This is a genomic window from Streptomyces sp. NBC_00029, from assembly GCF_045160505.1.
GTDB lineage: Bacteria > Actinomycetota > Actinomycetes > Streptomycetales > Streptomycetaceae > Streptomyces.
On record NZ_CP108292.1, the window covers coordinates 8,277,625 to 8,293,636 of the forward strand.

Genomic DNA, 16,012 nt, shown 5'->3' on the forward strand with positions numbered 1-16,012 from the left:
GATGTCCGGAACGCGCTTCGGACATCCACGGCAACGCCTGATTACGCGGCGATGGCTTCCTGCTGCGCCGAGGGCAGTTCTTTCCCCGACCGGTTCTTCACCAGTGTGACGTCTTCGACGAAAAGCTGGAAGAGCAGCTGGCTCGCGCCGAGCTCCCTGCCGTTCTTTCCGTTGTTCCCCTGCGCGATGCCCAGGCTGTAGGGTTCCTTGTCCTCGGCCTTCACGCCGATGTACCCGCCCAGTGTGCCCTCGTTCGCGTTCGCGTTCCGGTATTCCCCGGTGTCCTCGTTCGCCTTGCGGATCAGGTCGTTCTTGTAACCCGGCCCGAGAGCCATGTGGTTTGGATGGAAAAGGAGTTCATGGGCGCCCGGCTTCAGCGTGAACTTCAGCTGGACCGCATAGGGTTCGCCCTGGGTTTCGTAGTATCCATCGGCCTGACCCTGGTCGCCGAGATGCGACCCGATGGTCATGCCCGTGAGTCCTTTTTCCCTGAATTCCTTTCCCGTGCCCGTACCGGAACCTATGTAGTCCAGCAGTTCTTTCCGCGCGGTTTCGTTTCCCCAGTAGGTCAGAGCGCTGTGGGCCTCGTCGAAGCTCATGGACCGGTACAGCTCCATCCGCCCGGCCTCGTCGCCCATCCGCGCCAGCTCGGTCAGAAGCTGGGGGCCGACGGTCTTGACGACCTCATCCATCGAGCGCGGGGGCTTGCTGGCCTTGAACTTCTTCGCGCTCGCCTTGGAGGCCTTGATCTGCGCGCCACGGTCCTTCGCGGCCTTGCTGCTGGCCCCGCCCAGGCCCGCCCTGTCCTCCCAGTACTCGACCGTCATCCGCGCCTGGGGGTCCTCGACGCGCTGCACGGCGGTGTGAGGGCCCGAGGCGGGGGAGGGCGCCGCATGACGCTGCACGTGGGCGGCGGCCAGGTGACCTGCCGCCATGACCCGGCCGGCATTTGCCTCCGCCTCGCGCTCGAAACGGTCGGAGGGGTCGGAGACCCGCAGCCCCGCTCCGTTGTCGGTGCCCGCGACGGGCCCCTGGCGCTGCTGGATGACGTGGGTGAGCTCGTGAGCGAGGGTGTGCTTGTCGCCGCCGCCGTCACCGAGGACGACGTGGCTGCCGGAGGTGTAGGCACGGGCGCCGACTTCGGCGGCGGAGGCGCGGGCGGCGCTGCCCTCGTGGATGCGGACGTCGGAGAAGTCCGCTCCGAGCCGCGCCTCCATGTCGGTGCGGGTGGCGTGGTCCATGGGACGTCCTGGGGCGCGCAGGACGTCGTGGACGGTGGAGCGCTGCACCGCGGGCTGCCCGGCGTGCTCGGCCGGCCCGGCGTGTTCGGCCTGCTCGTGTCCGCATCCGTCGGAGTGCTGGTGCTGTTCCTCGTCCCGGACGCGACCGGCCCTGTGCAGCATCTGGACGACCGCGGCGTTACCCGCGCCGGCCTGCAGCGCCATCAGCCCCACGGGTGGCGCCGTCACCTGCTGCGCGGTCGCGGCAGGGCGGGAGGAATGCAGTAATTGTTCGTCGGTCTTCCGCGCCGGGCGGGAGTGCTTGGGGCTCACGCGATCGCCTTCTCCATGCGTCAGGGCGGCCGCGTCGCGCGGCTGCCCGGCCACGCCCCCGAGGGGCGGTCACACCGGTCGTGACCAGGGGGTCTGAAGTATTATCAGCTACCTTGTCGGCGCGAGGCCAACTCCCGGCCGCCACGGCACGGCTGCGCCCGGGGCAGGAGGGGCCCGCCCCAATTGCGTTGCACGGCTTCCGTGGTGACCTCGTCCCGTACCGGCACAAGCGGGCTGTCTGCGCACCACTCAGGCGAGGCCCAGCGCGAACACCGCGAATCCCGCCGCCAGCACCCCTGCCACCGTCCGGCGCAGCGCGCTCGCCCCGCGCCCCTCCCGCGGCGGGCCCTCGAAGCGGCGCGCGTAGCGGGCGATGAGAACGAACAGCACCGCGAACACCGGCATCCACGCCAGCCGTGCCGCGATCCAGCCCAGGCTGTCCGGCGCCGTCGTGAGACCGGCCACCCCGCCCACGAACGAGCCGGGCACGGCGGCCGCCAGCATGGCCGTCTGGTGCCAGCACAGGATCGTCATCGCCGACAGGTTGATCACGACCACCGGAGCCCACAGGGCGGGCCGGTCCAGGAGTTTCGCCAGCCGGTCGCGAAGCAGGATCGCCGCCCCCGACTGGACCGAGGCCAGGGCCAGTACCAGCAGCGACGGAGGGTGCGAGTTGGTCCGTGCCGCACCCGGTACGCCCACCATCGACGCCGGATAGTGGAAGACCGCCAGCAGTGCCGCGAACAGCAGTGCCCCGCCGGCCAGCAGCAGCCAGGCCCCGCGCCGCCCGATCCGCCGCTCGCCCCACGAGACGCCGAGCTGGTACGCGAACAGCCAGCCGGGCAGGATGTTCACCAGCGAGATCCAGGACGGCACCGAGTCGGCGAGCGGCCCGTAGCGCAGGAAGTCCACCAAGGCGACCGAACCGAGCAACGGGGCCGCGGCCCAGCCTCCGAGGCGCCGCGCCGCCCGCACGCAGTACGGTGTCAGCGCGGTGACCACCACGTACACCCCGACGAACCACAACGGCTGGATCACCAGCGTTGCCCCGGTGCGCAGCGACGCCTGCGGCACGCCGGCCGCGTACAGCACGGGCGCGGCCACCGCCCACACCGCGGTCACCCCGAGCACCGGCCGGCCCAGCCGGACGATACGGCCCTTCAGCCAGGCGCCCGTCGAACCGGTGCGGCGCCCGAAGGAGAGCGCTGACGCGTATCCGCCGACGAGGAAGAAGATGCCGAGCATCTGGAGCGCCCAACTCGCCGGCGCCAGACCGCCGAAGGCCGACAGCGGGCTCGCGTTGTGCAGGCCGCCTTCCGGGTCGAGGGTGAAGCCGCCGAGCAGCCAGTGCCCGGTGGGCACGGCCAGCAGCGCCAGGGCGCGCAGCCCGTCGATCGCGCGGTCGCGGTGGGCGGGCGTCTGCCGGTCGATCCGCGCGGCGGCCTTCCGCAGCGGGGCCAGGGTGGCCGAGGCGCTCATCGGAGCTCTCCCTTGGCGATCGCGGCGAACGCCGTCAGTGACTGGGTGCCGGGCGCGAAGTAGCCGGTGTGGCCCTGTACGTCGGCTGCGGGCACCCGGCGGGCGCCGAATGCGGCAGACGCCGGGTCGGCGCCGTGACCGATCCCCGCGAATTCGACGTTCGGGACGTCGGCGATCCAGTCGGACGGCCCCCGGGCCGCCCAGACGCGGGCGTCGGTGCGCAGGGCGGCCGCGGTGGCGGCACGCATCCCGGGGGAACCGAAGGCGACGACGTCGGTGGCGTCGGTGTGCCGGGCGGCGAGCCCGCACACCACCGAGCCGTAGCTGTGGCAGAACAGCACCGGGTCGGGCGCGCCGACCGCGTCGAGTCCCGCGGTGAAGCGGGCCAGACGGAACGCACCCGCCCGGGCCAGCCGGCCGTCGGCGGCGTCCAGGCCGACGCCGACCGGGGTGGTGTAGCCGATCCACGCGACGACGGCGGTGGCCCCGCCGGTCGCCCCGCGCAGGGAGCGCGCCATCCCGGCCGGGCCGGTGTGGGGCCCCCGCCGGGCGTCGTACACGGTGGCGTCGTTGTCGGAACCGGGCACGATCACCGAGACGTGCGCGGCGTGCTCCAGGTCCCCGAACACCTCGGCCACCTGCCCGCGGCCGCGTGGGTCGAAGGCCAGGATCCGGCGGTCCGGCGCGGCGAGCGGGGCGTACCGCGCCTCGCCCGTGGCGGCCGCGGCGATCCGGTTGGCCTCGTACCGCAGGGGGAGCGGAGCCCCGTCGAGGTTGCCCACCACCAGCGGGTGGGACCGTACGAGTGCGCGGCGCGCCGCGTCGTCCAGCCCGGCGAAGAACGCGGCCACCTCGTGCGGTGCCGCGGTCGCCGGATCGGGCAGCGGCCGGCCGGACGCCGTGTCGGCCCGCCATGCGGCGGTCCCCGGCGGCGGTCCGGTGACCGCTGTCTGGCTGTCGCCCGAGGCCCATCCGGCGGTCCCCCCGACGACGGCCACCGCCAGCGCGGCAGTGACCAGCGTCCTTCCGAAGCGGCGCATGCCCCTTCTCCTCTCCTCGTGACGAGGTGGAAGGTAGGCAGTGGGTACCGGCGGGCACGTCGCACCGTGGAGCCAAGTCGGCTGTCATACCCCAGTAGGGGGTGGAGGAGACCGGCCCCCTTCCCGCAGGTGCGATCCGCATCGGCCGTCTGCCCGAGCCCGTCCGTGTGTCGGCGCGGATGGAGCCCCTGCGCCGACTAGTTGTGGTGATAGTCCGACTAATCGAGGCAAAAGGAGTACCGCCGATGTCCCACTGGGAACCTCCGCGCGCCGAACCGGGACGGCGCCCGCGCCGGATGGCCGCCGCCGGTGTCGCCTGCGCCCTCGCCGCCGGATCCGTCGTCCTCCTCGGTACCACGGAGGTCAACGCACGGGCCGTGACCTGCTTCGGCGTCCCCGCCACCATCGTCGTCACCGCCCCCGGCGCGACCACCGACGGGACCGAGGGAGACGACGTGATCGTCGGCACCGCGGGCGCGGACACGATCCACGGCCGGGGAGGCAACGACCTCGTCTGCGGGCTGGCCGGCGACGACATCCTCATCGGCGGACTCGGCAATGACCAGATCGACGGCTCCGCGGGCAACGACCAGCTGCGCGGCGACAGCTTCAGCCCCGCCGGCGATGCCACCGGCGGCGGCAACGACCGGCTCGTCGGCGGCGACGGGGACGACCAGTTCACCGGCGACAGCTACGCACCCGCGGGCGCCGCCACCGGCGGCGGCAACGATCAGCTCGTCGGCGGCCCCGGCAACGACCGGCTGACGGGGGACAGCCGGGGGCAGAGCGCGTCCGGCGGCGGGACCGACCGGATCGACGGCGGCCCCGGCGACGACTCCCTGCTCGGTGACTCCGGCGCGTTCGCCGGCAACGCCACGGGCGCCGGGAGCGACGTACTGCTCGGAGGGCCCGGCGCCGAATCCCTGACGGGGGACAGCGAAGCCGCACAGCACGCGTTCGGCCACGGCGGCAACGACCTGCTGGACCTGGGACCCGACGGCGGGGTCTCCGCGATCGGGGACCACGCCGTCACCGGCCCGGCGGGAGGCCGCGCGACCGGCGCCGGCAACGACCGCATCATCGGCGGCGCCTTTGACGAGTTCCTCGTGGGCGACAGCACCCCGGCCGACGCGACCCGGACCGTCGCGGGCCACGACACGATCAGCGGCGGCGCCGGTAACGACCGCATCTTCGGCGACAACGTCGACCTCACCGGCACCGCGAGTGCGGGCACCGCGGGAGGCAGTGACCTCCTCGACGGGGGCGACGGCATCGACACCCTCAAGGCGGGCCCCGCCACCGATTCCCTCGACGGGGGCGCGGACGCCCCGGACGCCTGCGACGGGGAGGGCGGAACCGACTTCACCACCGGCTGCGAGATCCCGGCCGACCTCCCCTAGTGCGGTGGACCTTTCCGGTCACAGCACTAGGCATCACGCCGGGCTCGGGGGCCCTGGCACCGAGCCGGTCGTCTAGGCGGAGTCGCCCGGCCGCACCAGCCCCGCCTCGTACGCGAAGATCACGGCCTGGGCCCGGTCCCGCAGGTCGAGCTTGCCCAGCACCCGCCCGATGTGGGTCTTCACCGTCTGCTCCGCCAGCACCAGATGACCCGCGATCTCCTGGTTCGACAGCCCGCGCGCGATCAGCTCCAACACCTCGGTCTCGCGCGGGGTCAGCCCCTTCAGCCGCAGTGCGGGGTCCTTGCGCGGTGCCGGGCGCTGCTGGACGAAGTCCGCGATCAGCCGCCGGGTCACCGACGGCGCCAGCAGCGCCTCGCCCGACGCGACGACACGGACCGCCGCGATCAGATCGGCCGGCGGGGCGTCCTTGAGCAGGAATCCGGAGGCTCCGGCGCGCAGGGCCTCATACACGTAGTCGTCGATGTCGAAGGTGGTCAGCATCAGCACCTTCGGCCGGTGCACCACCCCGGGCGGGGGATCGAGGATCTCCCGGGTGGCCGTGAGCCCGTCCATCTCCGGCATCCGTACGTCCATCAGCACCACGTCGGGATGCGTGGAGCGGGCCACCTGGATCCCCTGCCGGCCGTCGGGGGCCTCGCCCACCACATCGATGTCGGCCTGCGCCGACAGGAGCGCGGCGAACCCGGCCCGCACCATGGCCTGGTCGTCGACGATGATCACGCGGATGGTCAACTGGCGTCCTTGCTCGGGTCGTTCAACGGCAGCCGGGCGGCGACCCGGAAGCCGCCGTCGGGCAGCGGCCCGGTGTCGAGGGTCCCGCCGGTCAACCGTACGCGCTCCCGCATCCCCACCAGGCCGTGCCCCGTGCCCGAACTCTCCAGCTCCACCACGGCGTCCCGGGCCGGACCGTTGACCACGAGGACGAGTACCTCGTCCTCGTCCACGGTCACCGAGACCCGGGTGGGCGCGCCGGGCGCGTGGCGCACCACGTTGGCCAGGGCCTCCTGCACGATCCGGTACGCCGACAGGTCCACCGCCGGGGGCGCCGCCCCGGCGGCCCCGGCCGCCAGGGACAACTCCACCGGCTGCCCGGCCCGTACGGTCGCCTCCACCAGCTGCTGGAGCCGGTCGATCCCCGGCTGCGGGGTCCGCTCGCCGTCGGCCCCTTCCGCCCCGCCCGCCCCGTCGCCGCGCAGCACGGTGAGCAGCCGCCGCATCTCGCCCAGCGACTCCCGCGCACTGGCCGCGATCGCCGCGAACTCCTCCCGTACCGGCTCCGGCATCCCCGGCACCCGGTACGGCGCCGAGTCGGCCTGCACGGTGATCACCGACATGTGGTGGGCGACCACATCGTGCAACTCGCGCGCGATCCGGGCCCGTTCCTCCAGCAGGGTCCGCCGGGCCCGCTCCGCCTCGCTGATGCTCTCCTGCTCGGCGACCCGCTGTTGCGCGTCACCGAGGCCCCGCAGCGCGCCCGTCAGGACCAGCATGACCCCGCTGAGCACGAAGAGCAGGGCGTTGGTGTTCATCGAGCCCGAAGGCGCGGAGAAGCTCAGCACCGTCCCGATGACGCCGGTCGCCAGCCACACCCCCACCAGCGTCCGGATGGACTCCCGCAGCCCCAGGCAGGCCATCAGCACCAGGTAGCCGATGATGGTCATCGGGGGCCACGGCCAGGACTGCCCGGCCACCTTGTCGGCACTCAGCAGCAGCACCGCGCCGGCGGTGTCGGCGGCCAGGACCAGCATCCAGGCAGGCAGCGGCCGGGTCACCGCGAGGAGCAGCGGCACGGTCTGCGCCACCCCCAGCGCGCCCGCCCAGCCACCGCCCACAGCGTAGTTGTCGGCCAGCACCGTGATGGTCACCGGCAGCAGGGTGACGACGAAGATGCCGACGACGACGAAGGGCAGCGCCCGCTGCCACCGCTTGGGCGCCTGCCCGAACAAGGGCTGCGCCGCCCCGGCCGGTGTACGCAGCACCAGGGCCAGCTGCCCCAGCGCGCCGGGCACCCGCCCGCCGGCCGCCGAGGAGGTACGGACGCGTGCGCGGGTCCGGCTGCGCAGCCGGGTGCGGGCTCTGTCGCTCATGATCGGACCAGCCTATGCTCCGCCGGCGCCCTCGTCCCCGGAGAACGGCCATGACACCGCCCCGCCCACCGGGCACCATGGACACCATGGACACGCCCCGCACCGACTGGATCACCGTCGCGGCCTACCGGAACCTGCCGGGCCGCCTCCACCCGGCGGCGGCCGTCCGCGCTTGACTGCGCGACCGCGGCATCGACTGGACGCCCTTCGCACCGGACGAGATCCAGATCGATCTGGCCTGTGGCATCGGCCCCGACGGCCACTGGCACGGCTGGTTCGGCATACGCGTCCGCGCCGACGCACTGCGGAGGCTCGGACTTCACCCCGACCAGCCCACCGCCGGAGCCATCGGTGCGTCCCCGCCCGGCTGGTGGCACGCCGCCGCAGAACGCCGCGCCCGCCTCGAAGGGGGATAGGCCGCGTCGAGAGCTACGCTGCTGCCCGTCGATCATGGGGCCGCAGGTACGGGGGATGCAGGCATGGGTGGCGCAGCCGCGTTGGAGAAACTGGTACCGGTGCTGCTGGCCTTCGGAGGCGGGGTACTGCTCGCGCGCCGGAAGATCGTTCCGGCCGAGGCATCCAAGGTCTTCTCCGACTACGCCTTCCTCTTCGCCGTCCCCTGCTACCTCTTCGGCAACATCTACGCCAGCGACCTCGCGGCCCTGTTCAACTGGCGGGCGATCGGCGGCTACGCGGGAGCCGCGGCCCTCGCCGTGCTCGCGGTGTCCCTGGCGGCCGTCGCCCACGGCCTGCGCGAGCCCCGCGACGTGGCGCTGCGGGTGATGGCCGGAGTCCAGGTGAACACCGCCTACTTCGCCGTCCCCGTCTTCATCACCGTGTTCGGCACCGCGGCGCCGATCTTCCCGATCCTGCTGTTCCAGGTCTGCGTCCTGTCCCTGGTCGTCATCGCCCTCATGGAACTGGGCCGCGCGGGCCCCGCGGCCGGCGGCCCGGGCCGCCGGCTCTCGCGGGCCGTCGGTGCCTCGCTCGCCACCCCGCTGGTCCTCGCCTGCAACGCGGGGATCCTGCTCAACCTGCTCTCGGTACGGATCCCCGCGGTGGTCCTGGACGGCGCTTCGTTCGTCGGGGACAGCGCCTCACCGGTGGCGCTGTTCGCCCTCGGCCTCCACCTGGGCGGCCTCGGTCTCGATCTCCGGGGCACCACGCGCGAGGAATTCGCCCTCATAGGCTTCAAGTGCCTGGCGTTCCCGCTGCTGACCTGGGCGGTGTGCGGGTGGCTGTTCGGCGTACGCGGCGAGTGGCTGGCGTACCTCGTCCTGATCGCGGCGATGCCGACCCCGCAGAACCTCTTCATCTTCGCCCAGCGCTACGACGTGGGCGTCGACCTCTCCGCGTCGATCGTGATCAAGAGTTCGCTCGTGTCGCTCCTGTTGCTGCCCCTGTGGCTGCAGACTGTCGCACCATGAACGCCTCTCCCACCGGCCCCGCGATATCGCGCAGCGCCGTCACCTTAGGACTCCTCGCCGCCTGGGCCGTGCACGACCTCGAGGAAGTGGCCACCATGGCGCGCTGGTCCCGGACCCGGATCCCCGCCCTGCGTGAGCGCCACCCCCGTGTCCCGGACCGGATCTGGCGGAGCATGGAAGCCGTGGACGGCCGCGAGTTCGCCACCGCCGTCGGCGTGATGGGACTCATCGTCGCGGCCGCCTCCGCCGACGGGTACCGCACCGGCGGACGCTCCTCCTTCTACCAGGCCTCCCTGAACGGCTTCGGCCTGCACGGCCTCGTCCACATGGCGCAGGCCGCCGCGACCCGGGGCTACACCCCGGGGGTGGTCACCTCTCCGCTGCTCGTCGTCCCCTTCACCCTGTGGGCCCGCGGCCGGCTGCGCCGCGCCGGTGTCCTGCGGCCGGCGCGGGCCCGCGACATCGCCTCGGGCCTGGCGCTCGCGGGCGCGGCCACCGCCGCCTCGCACGCCGTCGCCCGGCGGATCCGCCGGGCCGCTCCGGCGCGTTGGCCGCGTATCCGGGCGCTCGTCCTCGTACCTCGGGCGGCGCCGGCTCGTTGACCCGGCATGGAACTGCCGACCATCGCGGCGCCGGGTGTCGGGGAACGGGCCGATGCCGTGGCCGATGCCGCCTGCCACCTCTACGACACCATCGCCCCCTGGGGGACCGGCGCGCCCGGACGGTGGAGCCGGACCGCGGCCGAGGACGCCGCGGAGGCGATCGAGACCACCGCGCACGCCCTGGCGTCCATCGACCCGGGCGCCGAGGTCGTCCTCGCGCCCGTCCACGCGGCCCTCGCCGACCTGCGCCGTCGCCTCGGACTTGCTCCCGCCGACGCGCTGACCGGCGACGGGCTTCCGGTGACCCCGCGCACGGTCGGCAACCCGCGCCGCACCCGTTGGGTGCGGGTGCTCACCGCGCCGCCTTCGCCCCGGCAACCGCCTTCTCGTACAACTTCCTGATGTCCGCGCCGAAGTAGGAGCTGTACGAGGTGTCCGTCCTGTCCCCGCCGGTCTTCCAGCCGCCGATCACCCCCACCACGTCACCGGTCCCGGTGCGCGCGTCGTAGCGGTTCAGGAACGGGCCGCCGCTGGTCCCGCCGGGATAGCCGGTGCAGTTGATCCGCAGGAACGATCCGGGGATCTGCGCGTCGCTGCTGGTGAACTTGGTCGTCCGGTTGGCGCACACGCGCGGCCGGGCGGCGGAGGACGGGTGGCCGATCAGAGTGATCCGCGCGTGCGCGTAACCGGCGCCGGTCACCAGCCGGTTCCCGCCGACCACGGACTCCACCGGGAAGCCCCTGGCGTCCGGCCCCACCTGGGCGAAGGCCACGTCGAGAGCGGCGGCGCGGTCGACGCCCCGGGACCGGTAGCGGGGGTCGATCCAGATCCTGGAGCGTCCGGCCGCGTCCCGCAGGACCGGGAACATGCCGTACGGCTGCGGCTTCGCCTTCGTGTACTTCGGTACGAAGGCCACCTGCTGGGTGTCGGAGCCGAGCAGGCAGTGCGCCGCGGTGAGCACGAGGTTGCGGCCGGGGGAGGAGACCACGCTCGCGGTGCAGAAGTAGGCCCCGCCGCCCTTGACGAGGAACATTCGGCCGGCGACCGGGATGCCGTCGAAGTTCTGCCCGATGCCGGCGGTGAGGGCCGGCAGGCGCGGAACGACGGGGGGCGCCGGGGCCGGAAGGGGAACAGGAGCCGGTGCCGTGCGGGTGGGGCCGGGCTTCGTGGTCGGTGCCGGCGCGGGTGTGGGTGCCGGCGCGGCGGCGGGGCTCGCGGAAGGCGCCGGCAGCGGCTCCGTCACGACCGGGGGCGGAGCCGGCGTCGCGGCCGGGACCGGCGTGGCGCCCGGAGCGGGTTCGGGCAGTGTGGGCGGCTCCGGGGGCACGGGGTCCACGGGCTCGGGCTCCGCCGGGGGCACGGGGTCCACGAACTCGGGCGGCGCCGGGTGCACGGACGGCAACGGGACGGCGGAGGCCATCCGTTCGGCGGTCCAGAAGGACCGGGCCTCGCGCGCCGTCCAGCGGCCTGCGGCCACCGTCGCGGCGGGCGCGGCGCCCGCCACGCTCCCGGTCGCGGCCATCGGCAGCGGCCCTCCCGGCACCAGCAGGGCGGCAGCCACCACGGCCATCGTCAACGTACGTCGCATGCCGGACACTCCCTAAACGGCCTGGGGGAAACGGAAGAGCCGGTCCGGGTCGTAGGCACGCCGGACCTCCTGCAGGCGGGCGAGGTTCGGGCCGTAGTAGGCCTCGCGCCAGCCGGTGAGCTTCGGGTCGGTGTAGTTCTGGTAGGCGCGCCCGCTCGCCCAGGGCCGCAGGTCCTGCCAGAGTCCGTCGAGCCAGCCTGGTGCCGGGCCACGTCGGCGGCCGGTGCGGACTCGGGCCAGTAGGCGAGGTACTGGGCGAGGAAGGCGCTGTCGCGGTGCACGAAGGCGGTGCCGCCGGCCGCGACCCGGTTCACCGCTCCTCCGCAGACCCCGTCGAACTGCACGACGCCGCGACCGCCCCGGGGCACGCTCGTCCCGTACCGCCGCACGCCGTCCAGGACCGCGCCGATCGCGGCGTCCGGCAGTCCGCCGCCCGTCCAGAAGTCGGACCGGGCGGCGTACGAGTCCCGGCCGAGCCGCCCCTGCGGGTCCCGGCCGGGCAGGGTGCCCGGCAGCCGGCACTGGGCGGGGCCCAGCTCCGGGCAGCCGGACATGGCCCGGACGGTGTCCTCGTGGCTGCGTACGACGATCCAGCTGTCCCGCGGCGCCCCGCCGGCCAGGTCCGACAGCCGGGTCATTTGCGCCTCCAGCTCCCGCCGCCCGTCGAGGCACACCACCCGCACCGCCGGGGTCCCGGCCTGCGCACCCGCCCCGGACCCGGCCTCGACGGTGAATTCCACCTGGCTCCAGAACGGGTCCGGCAGCCCGGCCAGCCAGCGCTGCCAGCCCCGCAGCACGGCCGCCGAGTCCGAGCCGGGCCAGTGGAGTTCGGCGAAGGCGCAGTCACCGACCGGGTGCGAAAGGAACCGGAACTCGGTGACCACGCCGAAATTGCCGCCCCCACCGCCGCGCAGGGCCCAGAAGAGCTCCGGATCGCGGTCGGCGGAGACCTCGCGGACGATCCCGTCAGGGGTGACGACCCGCGCCCCGGTGAGCCGGTCGGCGGTGGTGCCGTGGGCACGGGAGGCAAGGCCCAGGCCGCCGCCGAGGGTGAGCCCGGCGATACCGACGGAGGGACACAGCCCGGTCGGTACGGACCGCCCCCGCCCGGCGAGGGCCGCGTGCACGTCCCCGAGCCGGGCCCCCGCGCCGACCCGGACGACGTTCCCCCCGACCGACACCGCCGCCATGGCCCCGGTGTCCACGACCAGCCCGGCGGAGCGGGTGGACCAGCCCGCGTAGCCGTGCCCGCCGCCGCGCGGGACCACCGGCGCGGCCGAGCGGCGGGCGAAGTCCAGGCAGACGGCCACGTCCGCGGCGTGCGCGGGATAGGCCACCGCGGCCGGGGCCACGGCGTCGTACCGCGGCTGGAACAGCCGGCGGGCCTCGGCGTAGTCCCGGTCCCCGGGGAGCACCACGCGCCCGTCGATCCCGCGCGCCAGCGCGCCGTAGTCCGGGGTCCGGGCCGCCGCACCCATGGTGGCGAGGACGGCCGCGGCCGCGCTGCCCAGCACTTGGCGGCGATGGAGGCTCATACCTCCTTCCTGCCACCGCCCGGCCCGATAGCCGTGCAGGCGGGTCCCACGCACACCGGGTTGCCCCCTGAACGGCGCACAGCCGAAACGGTTCTATTTGTAGGACAGTCACACTGAAAACCACTCCGCGACCGGCGAACGGCCGCCGTACGCTGCCCCCATGGCTCTCGTGGATCTCCGTACGCACGCCGAAGGGTTCAAGGCCGACCCGTACCCGTTCTACGACGCCCTGCGCGCCGCCGGCCCCGTCCACCGGCTGGTCATGGGCGGCGAACGCACCTGGCTGGTCGTCGGCCACGAGGAGGCCCGACAGGCCCTGACCCACCCGGCGCTGTCGAAGAACTGGCTCGGCTCCGGCCTGTTCGCGGACACACCCGTCCAGGCCGTCGCCACCAGCATGCTGGACGCGGATCCACCCCATCACACCCGGCTGCGGCGCTTGGTGGCCCGCGAGTTCACCTCCCGACGCGTGGAGTCCCTGCGCCCCCGCGTCCAGCAGATCACCGACGAGCTGCTCGACGAAATGGCGGCCCGGCCCGACCGCCGGGCCGACCTGCTCGCGTCCTTCGCCGTACCGCTGCCGATGACCGTCATCTGCGAACTCCTCGGCGTCCCCGGCCTGGACCGGCAGCGCTTCCGCTACTGGTCGGGCGAAATCGTGGCTCCGCCGGACGGCATCGGCGCGGACCCCCGCGCCGTGGACGAGATGACCGCGTACCTCTTCGAACTCGTCGAGGCCAAGGCCGGGGCCGGGGAAGCGGGCGAGGACCTGCTGGGCGCGCTGATCCGGACCCGCGACGAGGAAGGCGGCCGGCTCTCCCCGGACGAACTGATCGGGATGGCCTTCCTGCTCCTGGTCGCGGGCCACGAGACGACGGTCAACCTCATCGGCAACGGCGTACGGGCCCTGCTCGCTCACCCCGAACAGCTCGCCGCGCTGCGCGCCGACCCGGACGGGCTGATCGACGGCGCGGTGGAGGAGATGCTCCGCTACGACGGCCCGGTACAGCACGCCACGTACCGCTTCGCCGCGACCGACCTGGAGCTGGGCGGTGTCTCCATCGCGGCCGGCTCCTCCGTCCTGGTCGCCCTCGCCGCGGCGGACCGCGATCCGGCGCGCTTCGCACACCCCGGGCCGGAGGTCTTCGACATCCGCCGCACCGGCCCGAGCCATCTCGCCTTCGGACACGGCATCCACTTCTGCCTCGGCGCCCCGCTCGCCCGCATGGAGGGCCGCATCGCGATCCGGGCGCTGCTGGAACGCTTCCCCGACCTCGCCGAGGATCCGGACGCGGGCCCGCCGGACTGGCTCCCGGGCGGCTTGATGCGGGGCGTGACCCGGCTGCCGCTGCGCTGGTGACGCCGGAACCCGTTCGACCCGCGCCCGAGCCGGAGGAGAAGACCATGATCGTCAAGGAACGTGCCGTAGAGCTCGTGGAGTCCTACCTGGCCGAAGAACGGCTGACATGGCCGTGGAGCGGGCCGGTGCCCGAGCTGGTCGCCTGCCACGTCGAGGAACACTCGGTCGGCTGGCTCGTCTACTGGAACACGGCGGGCCACGCCACCCGCACGCGCGAGGTGGGGGGCGCCGTCATGTGCGGCGGCCACCTCCTGGTGGACCGGCACGACGGGAGCATCCATTTCGTCCCTTCCGCCGGGTGGCTGGACGAGGGATGGGAGGAGGACTACCTCCTGCAGACCAAGGGCATCAGAGCGCCCGACCCGCTGGCTCGCGCCGTTCGCGAACTCGTGCGCTCCGCGGGAGTCGTGGCCGCCATGGGCCATCTGCGCAAGCAGGCACCCAGACTGGGCCTGCCGGAGGCGAAGGCCTACGTCACGGCTGTCCGCGACGGCGGCGAACCACCGGAGGAGCTGGCGAGCCTCACCCGCAAGGAGCGGGCATGGCCGCTCCTGCCCATCGAAACGGTGGCCGGTCCGGTCCGCTGCTGAGCTTGAATGCGTGATGTCGGCCGGTCGTCCATGGTCAGGCCGGCTACGGTCACCCCGCCTGGGATCGAGCCGGTGCGGTCCGTGGACGGGTGACCTGGGCATGGTTGCGGGCCCGGACGGCGCGGCGCTCCCCGGCCTCGGCGAGCACCACGGCTCTGGCTTCCTCTCCGGCGTCGAACGCCGCCGGAGAGAAGCGGTCGTCGGCTCTGACGTGCCGTTCCCAGTCGTCCTGCCAGAACTCCACCGTCCAGCCCGGCCACGACTCTGGTACTTGGTAAGCCTGTGGCGAGGAGTAGAGGGACCACCAGCCCAGGTGGCGGCGTTCCGGGTCGAGGTGGATGCCGGAGTTGACGTGCAGGTCGCAGCCTCCGTGCCCGGGGGCGTCCGCCAGGCGGTTGAGCAGGGCGGCGCCCTCGCGGACAGGGTGGTCGAAGGCGTCAGAGGCGACGTGGCAGCGGCCGGTGCTGACCGTGATCACCACACCGCCTGGGTCGGGGCCGGCCAAGTCCTCGTCGTCGGGGGCGAGGAGCGGGGCCAAAATCGGGTCCGAATCGCGGCAGCGGACGTACTCCGGATCCAGCCCGACGTACTCACGCAGTTCGGCCGAGCCGTCGTACAGCCAGCGGACCTCCCAGCCCGGCCACGCGGCCCGGATCAGCTCGAACATGGCCGCGCGGTGGCGGAGCTCAGTGCTGGGCCCCTCCCAGGCGAAGAACAGGAGTACCTTCCGGCCGAGGTCGAGCAGTATCCCGCCCTGGGCCATCGTGTCTTCCAACCACCAGCCGTCTTGGCGGAGTCCGGGAAGCATGGCGAGAACAGGCGTCGGCCCTTCCAGCAGGTCGAGGTCGATTCCGACCGCCCAGCCGGTCCGGTACAGCTCATCTGTGCCGTTCTCGCGGACCACGATGACGTTGGCTCTGTCTCCCATGGGGTCAGGATGACCGGGCAGGAGACTGTCGGCCATCCGTTTTCGGCGGTTTCGAGGCTCCGGTGTCCAGAGAGTGAGGGCGTGCCGACGGGGTGGAGGCCGGGGGCGTGGCCATGCACCTTGGAGTTGTGCAGTGACCATTGTCCGGTGCCGGCACGGCAAGGCGGAGGGGCGCCCTCGTACTGGACGTACCGGGCGCCCCGACAACGCGGCCAGGTGCGGTGCCGGGCGCCGCGGGCCTGGGGGCACCTCCCAGCGGTAGCCGGGGGAGCAAGATCCGGAAGGCGCGGCCCAGGCCGTCTCTTTCGGATCTTGTCGGGCCCGCGTTGCCCGGCACCGCACCTCGCTGCGTTGTCGGGGCTCCCGAGTACGTCCAGTACGCGGGGAGCTCATCCGCCTTGC

At 73.4% G+C, this 16,012-nt stretch carries 15 protein-coding genes and 1 pseudogene; 7 read left to right on the forward strand and 9 right to left on the reverse strand.

Going from position 1 to position 16,012, the window contains the following annotated elements:
• Nucleotides 1-41 precede the first annotated feature (41 nt).
• The 3 genes from OG753_RS38100 to OG753_RS38110 form a co-directional block, all read right to left on the reverse strand.
• Nucleotides 42-1,445, reverse strand: coding sequence for a DUF4157 domain-containing protein (locus OG753_RS38100; protein ID WP_405792960.1), 1,404 nt, complete (start codon nt 1,443-1,445; stop codon nt 42-44).
• A 357-nt stretch (nt 1,446-1,802) separates the two neighbouring features.
• Nucleotides 1,803-3,032, reverse strand: coding sequence for an acyltransferase (locus OG753_RS38105; RefSeq protein ID WP_405792098.1), 1,230 nt, complete (start codon nt 3,030-3,032; stop codon nt 1,803-1,805).
• On the reverse strand, nt 3,029-4,072 hold the full coding sequence (locus OG753_RS38110) for an alpha/beta hydrolase (protein WP_327266333.1): 1,044 nt from the start codon (nt 4,070-4,072) through the stop codon (nt 3,029-3,031). Before OG753_RS38110 ends, OG753_RS38105 begins: the two co-directional genes overlap by 4 nt.
• Before the next feature lie 245 nt (nt 4,073-4,317).
• Between OG753_RS38110 and OG753_RS38115 the strand changes: the two genes are divergently transcribed.
• On the forward strand, nt 4,318-5,472 hold the full coding sequence (locus OG753_RS38115) for a calcium-binding protein (protein ID WP_405792100.1): 1,155 nt from the start codon (nt 4,318-4,320) through the stop codon (nt 5,470-5,472).
• Between the two features lie 72 nt (nt 5,473-5,544).
• Here OG753_RS38115 and OG753_RS38120 read toward each other — a convergent pair whose 3' ends face one another.
• Together OG753_RS38120 and OG753_RS38125 are read right to left on the reverse strand one after the other, a co-directional pair.
• Nucleotides 5,545-6,225: a response regulator transcription factor gene (locus OG753_RS38120; protein ID WP_327266335.1), complete on the reverse strand. Its 681-nt coding sequence runs from the start codon at nt 6,223-6,225 to the stop codon at nt 5,545-5,547.
• Nucleotides 6,222-7,580: a sensor histidine kinase gene (locus OG753_RS38125; RefSeq protein ID WP_327266336.1), complete on the reverse strand. Its 1,359-nt coding sequence runs from the start codon at nt 7,578-7,580 to the stop codon at nt 6,222-6,224. The genes OG753_RS38120 and OG753_RS38125 overlap by 4 nt, the downstream gene beginning before the upstream one ends.
• Nucleotides 7,581-7,771: 191 nt before the next feature.
• Between OG753_RS38125 and OG753_RS38130 the strand changes: the two genes are divergently transcribed.
• The 4 genes from OG753_RS38130 to OG753_RS38145 all read left to right on the forward strand — a co-directional run bounded on the left by OG753_RS38130 (nt 7,772) and on the right by OG753_RS38145 (nt 10,011).
• Complete coding sequence (locus tag OG753_RS38130) at nt 7,772-7,996, forward strand: hypothetical protein (protein WP_405792962.1); 225 nt, start codon at nt 7,772-7,774, stop codon at nt 7,994-7,996.
• A gap of 63 nt (nt 7,997-8,059) precedes the next feature.
• Nucleotides 8,060-9,007, forward strand: a complete 948-nt coding sequence (locus OG753_RS38135) for an AEC family transporter (RefSeq protein ID WP_401679944.1) — start codon at nt 8,060-8,062, stop codon at nt 9,005-9,007.
• Complete coding sequence (locus OG753_RS38140; RefSeq protein ID WP_405792103.1) at nt 9,004-9,609, forward strand: HXXEE domain-containing protein; 606 nt, start codon at nt 9,004-9,006, stop codon at nt 9,607-9,609. The genes OG753_RS38135 and OG753_RS38140 overlap by 4 nt, the downstream gene beginning before the upstream one ends.
• 6 nt (nt 9,610-9,615) lie before the next feature.
• Complete coding sequence (locus OG753_RS38145) at nt 9,616-10,011, forward strand: hypothetical protein (protein ID WP_327266340.1); 396 nt, start codon at nt 9,616-9,618, stop codon at nt 10,009-10,011.
• Here OG753_RS38145 and OG753_RS38150 read toward each other — a convergent pair.
• From OG753_RS38150 to OG753_RS38160, 3 genes and pseudogenes are all read right to left on the reverse strand, one after another.
• Nucleotides 9,962-11,197: a trypsin-like serine peptidase gene (locus tag OG753_RS38150; RefSeq protein WP_405792106.1), complete on the reverse strand. Its 1,236-nt coding sequence runs from the start codon at nt 11,195-11,197 to the stop codon at nt 9,962-9,964. The genes OG753_RS38145 and OG753_RS38150 overlap by 50 nt on opposite strands.
• A gap of 12 nt (nt 11,198-11,209) precedes the next feature.
• A complete protein-coding gene (locus tag OG753_RS38155; protein ID WP_405792964.1) occupies nt 11,210-11,869 on the reverse strand; it encodes a BBE domain-containing protein in 660 nt (219 codons plus the stop codon).
• A 287-nt stretch (nt 11,870-12,156) separates the two neighbouring features.
• Nucleotides 12,157-12,732, reverse strand: a pseudogene (locus OG753_RS38160) (FAD-binding oxidoreductase); the annotation flags it as partial.
• A gap of 160 nt (nt 12,733-12,892) precedes the next feature.
• Between OG753_RS38160 and OG753_RS38165 the strand changes: the two are divergent.
• Both OG753_RS38165 and OG753_RS38170 read left to right on the forward strand, forming a co-directional pair.
• A complete protein-coding gene (locus tag OG753_RS38165; protein ID WP_405792108.1) occupies nt 12,893-14,092 on the forward strand; it encodes a cytochrome P450 in 1,200 nt (399 codons plus the stop codon).
• Between the two features lie 44 nt (nt 14,093-14,136).
• A complete protein-coding gene (locus OG753_RS38170) occupies nt 14,137-14,682 on the forward strand; it encodes a YrhB domain-containing protein (RefSeq protein WP_327266344.1) in 546 nt (181 codons plus the stop codon).
• Nucleotides 14,683-14,731: 49 nt separating this feature from the next.
• Here the strand turns inward: OG753_RS38170 and OG753_RS38175 are convergent, their stop codons facing one another.
• Entirely contained in the window at nt 14,732-15,610 is an 879-nt protein-coding gene (locus OG753_RS38175) for a hypothetical protein (protein ID WP_405792110.1), read from the reverse strand.
• Nucleotides 15,611-16,012: the final 402 nt, after the last annotated feature.

Bases quoted from the DNA above. Each gene is read 5' to 3' on its own strand.
- OG753_RS38100 (WP_405792960.1), bottom strand. From the start codon at position 1,445: ATGGCGCTGCAGGCCGGCGCGGGTAACGCCGCGGTCGTCCAGATGCTG.
- OG753_RS38105 (WP_405792098.1), bottom strand. From the start codon at position 3,032: ATGAGCGCCTCGGCCACCCTGGCCCCGCTGCGGAAGGCCGCCGCGCGG.
- OG753_RS38110 (WP_327266333.1), bottom strand. From the start codon at position 4,072: ATGCGCCGCTTCGGAAGGACGCTGGTCACTGCCGCGCTGGCGGTGGCC.
- OG753_RS38115 (WP_405792100.1), top strand. From the start codon at position 4,318: ATGTCCCACTGGGAACCTCCGCGCGCCGAACCGGGACGGCGCCCGCGC.
- OG753_RS38125 (WP_327266336.1), bottom strand. From the start codon at position 7,580: ATGAGCGACAGAGCCCGCACCCGGCTGCGCAGCCGGACCCGCGCACGC.
- OG753_RS38135 (WP_401679944.1), top strand. From the start codon at position 8,060: ATGGGTGGCGCAGCCGCGTTGGAGAAACTGGTACCGGTGCTGCTGGCC.
- OG753_RS38140 (WP_405792103.1), top strand. From the start codon at position 9,004: ATGAACGCCTCTCCCACCGGCCCCGCGATATCGCGCAGCGCCGTCACC.
- OG753_RS38145 (WP_327266340.1), top strand. From the start codon at position 9,616: ATGGAACTGCCGACCATCGCGGCGCCGGGTGTCGGGGAACGGGCCGAT.
- OG753_RS38150 (WP_405792106.1), bottom strand. From the start codon at position 11,197: ATGCGACGTACGTTGACGATGGCCGTGGTGGCTGCCGCCCTGCTGGTG.
- OG753_RS38165 (WP_405792108.1), top strand. From the start codon at position 12,893: ATGGCTCTCGTGGATCTCCGTACGCACGCCGAAGGGTTCAAGGCCGAC.
- OG753_RS38170 (WP_327266344.1), top strand. From the start codon at position 14,137: ATGATCGTCAAGGAACGTGCCGTAGAGCTCGTGGAGTCCTACCTGGCC.
- OG753_RS38175 (WP_405792110.1), bottom strand. From the start codon at position 15,610: ATGGGAGACAGAGCCAACGTCATCGTGGTCCGCGAGAACGGCACAGAT.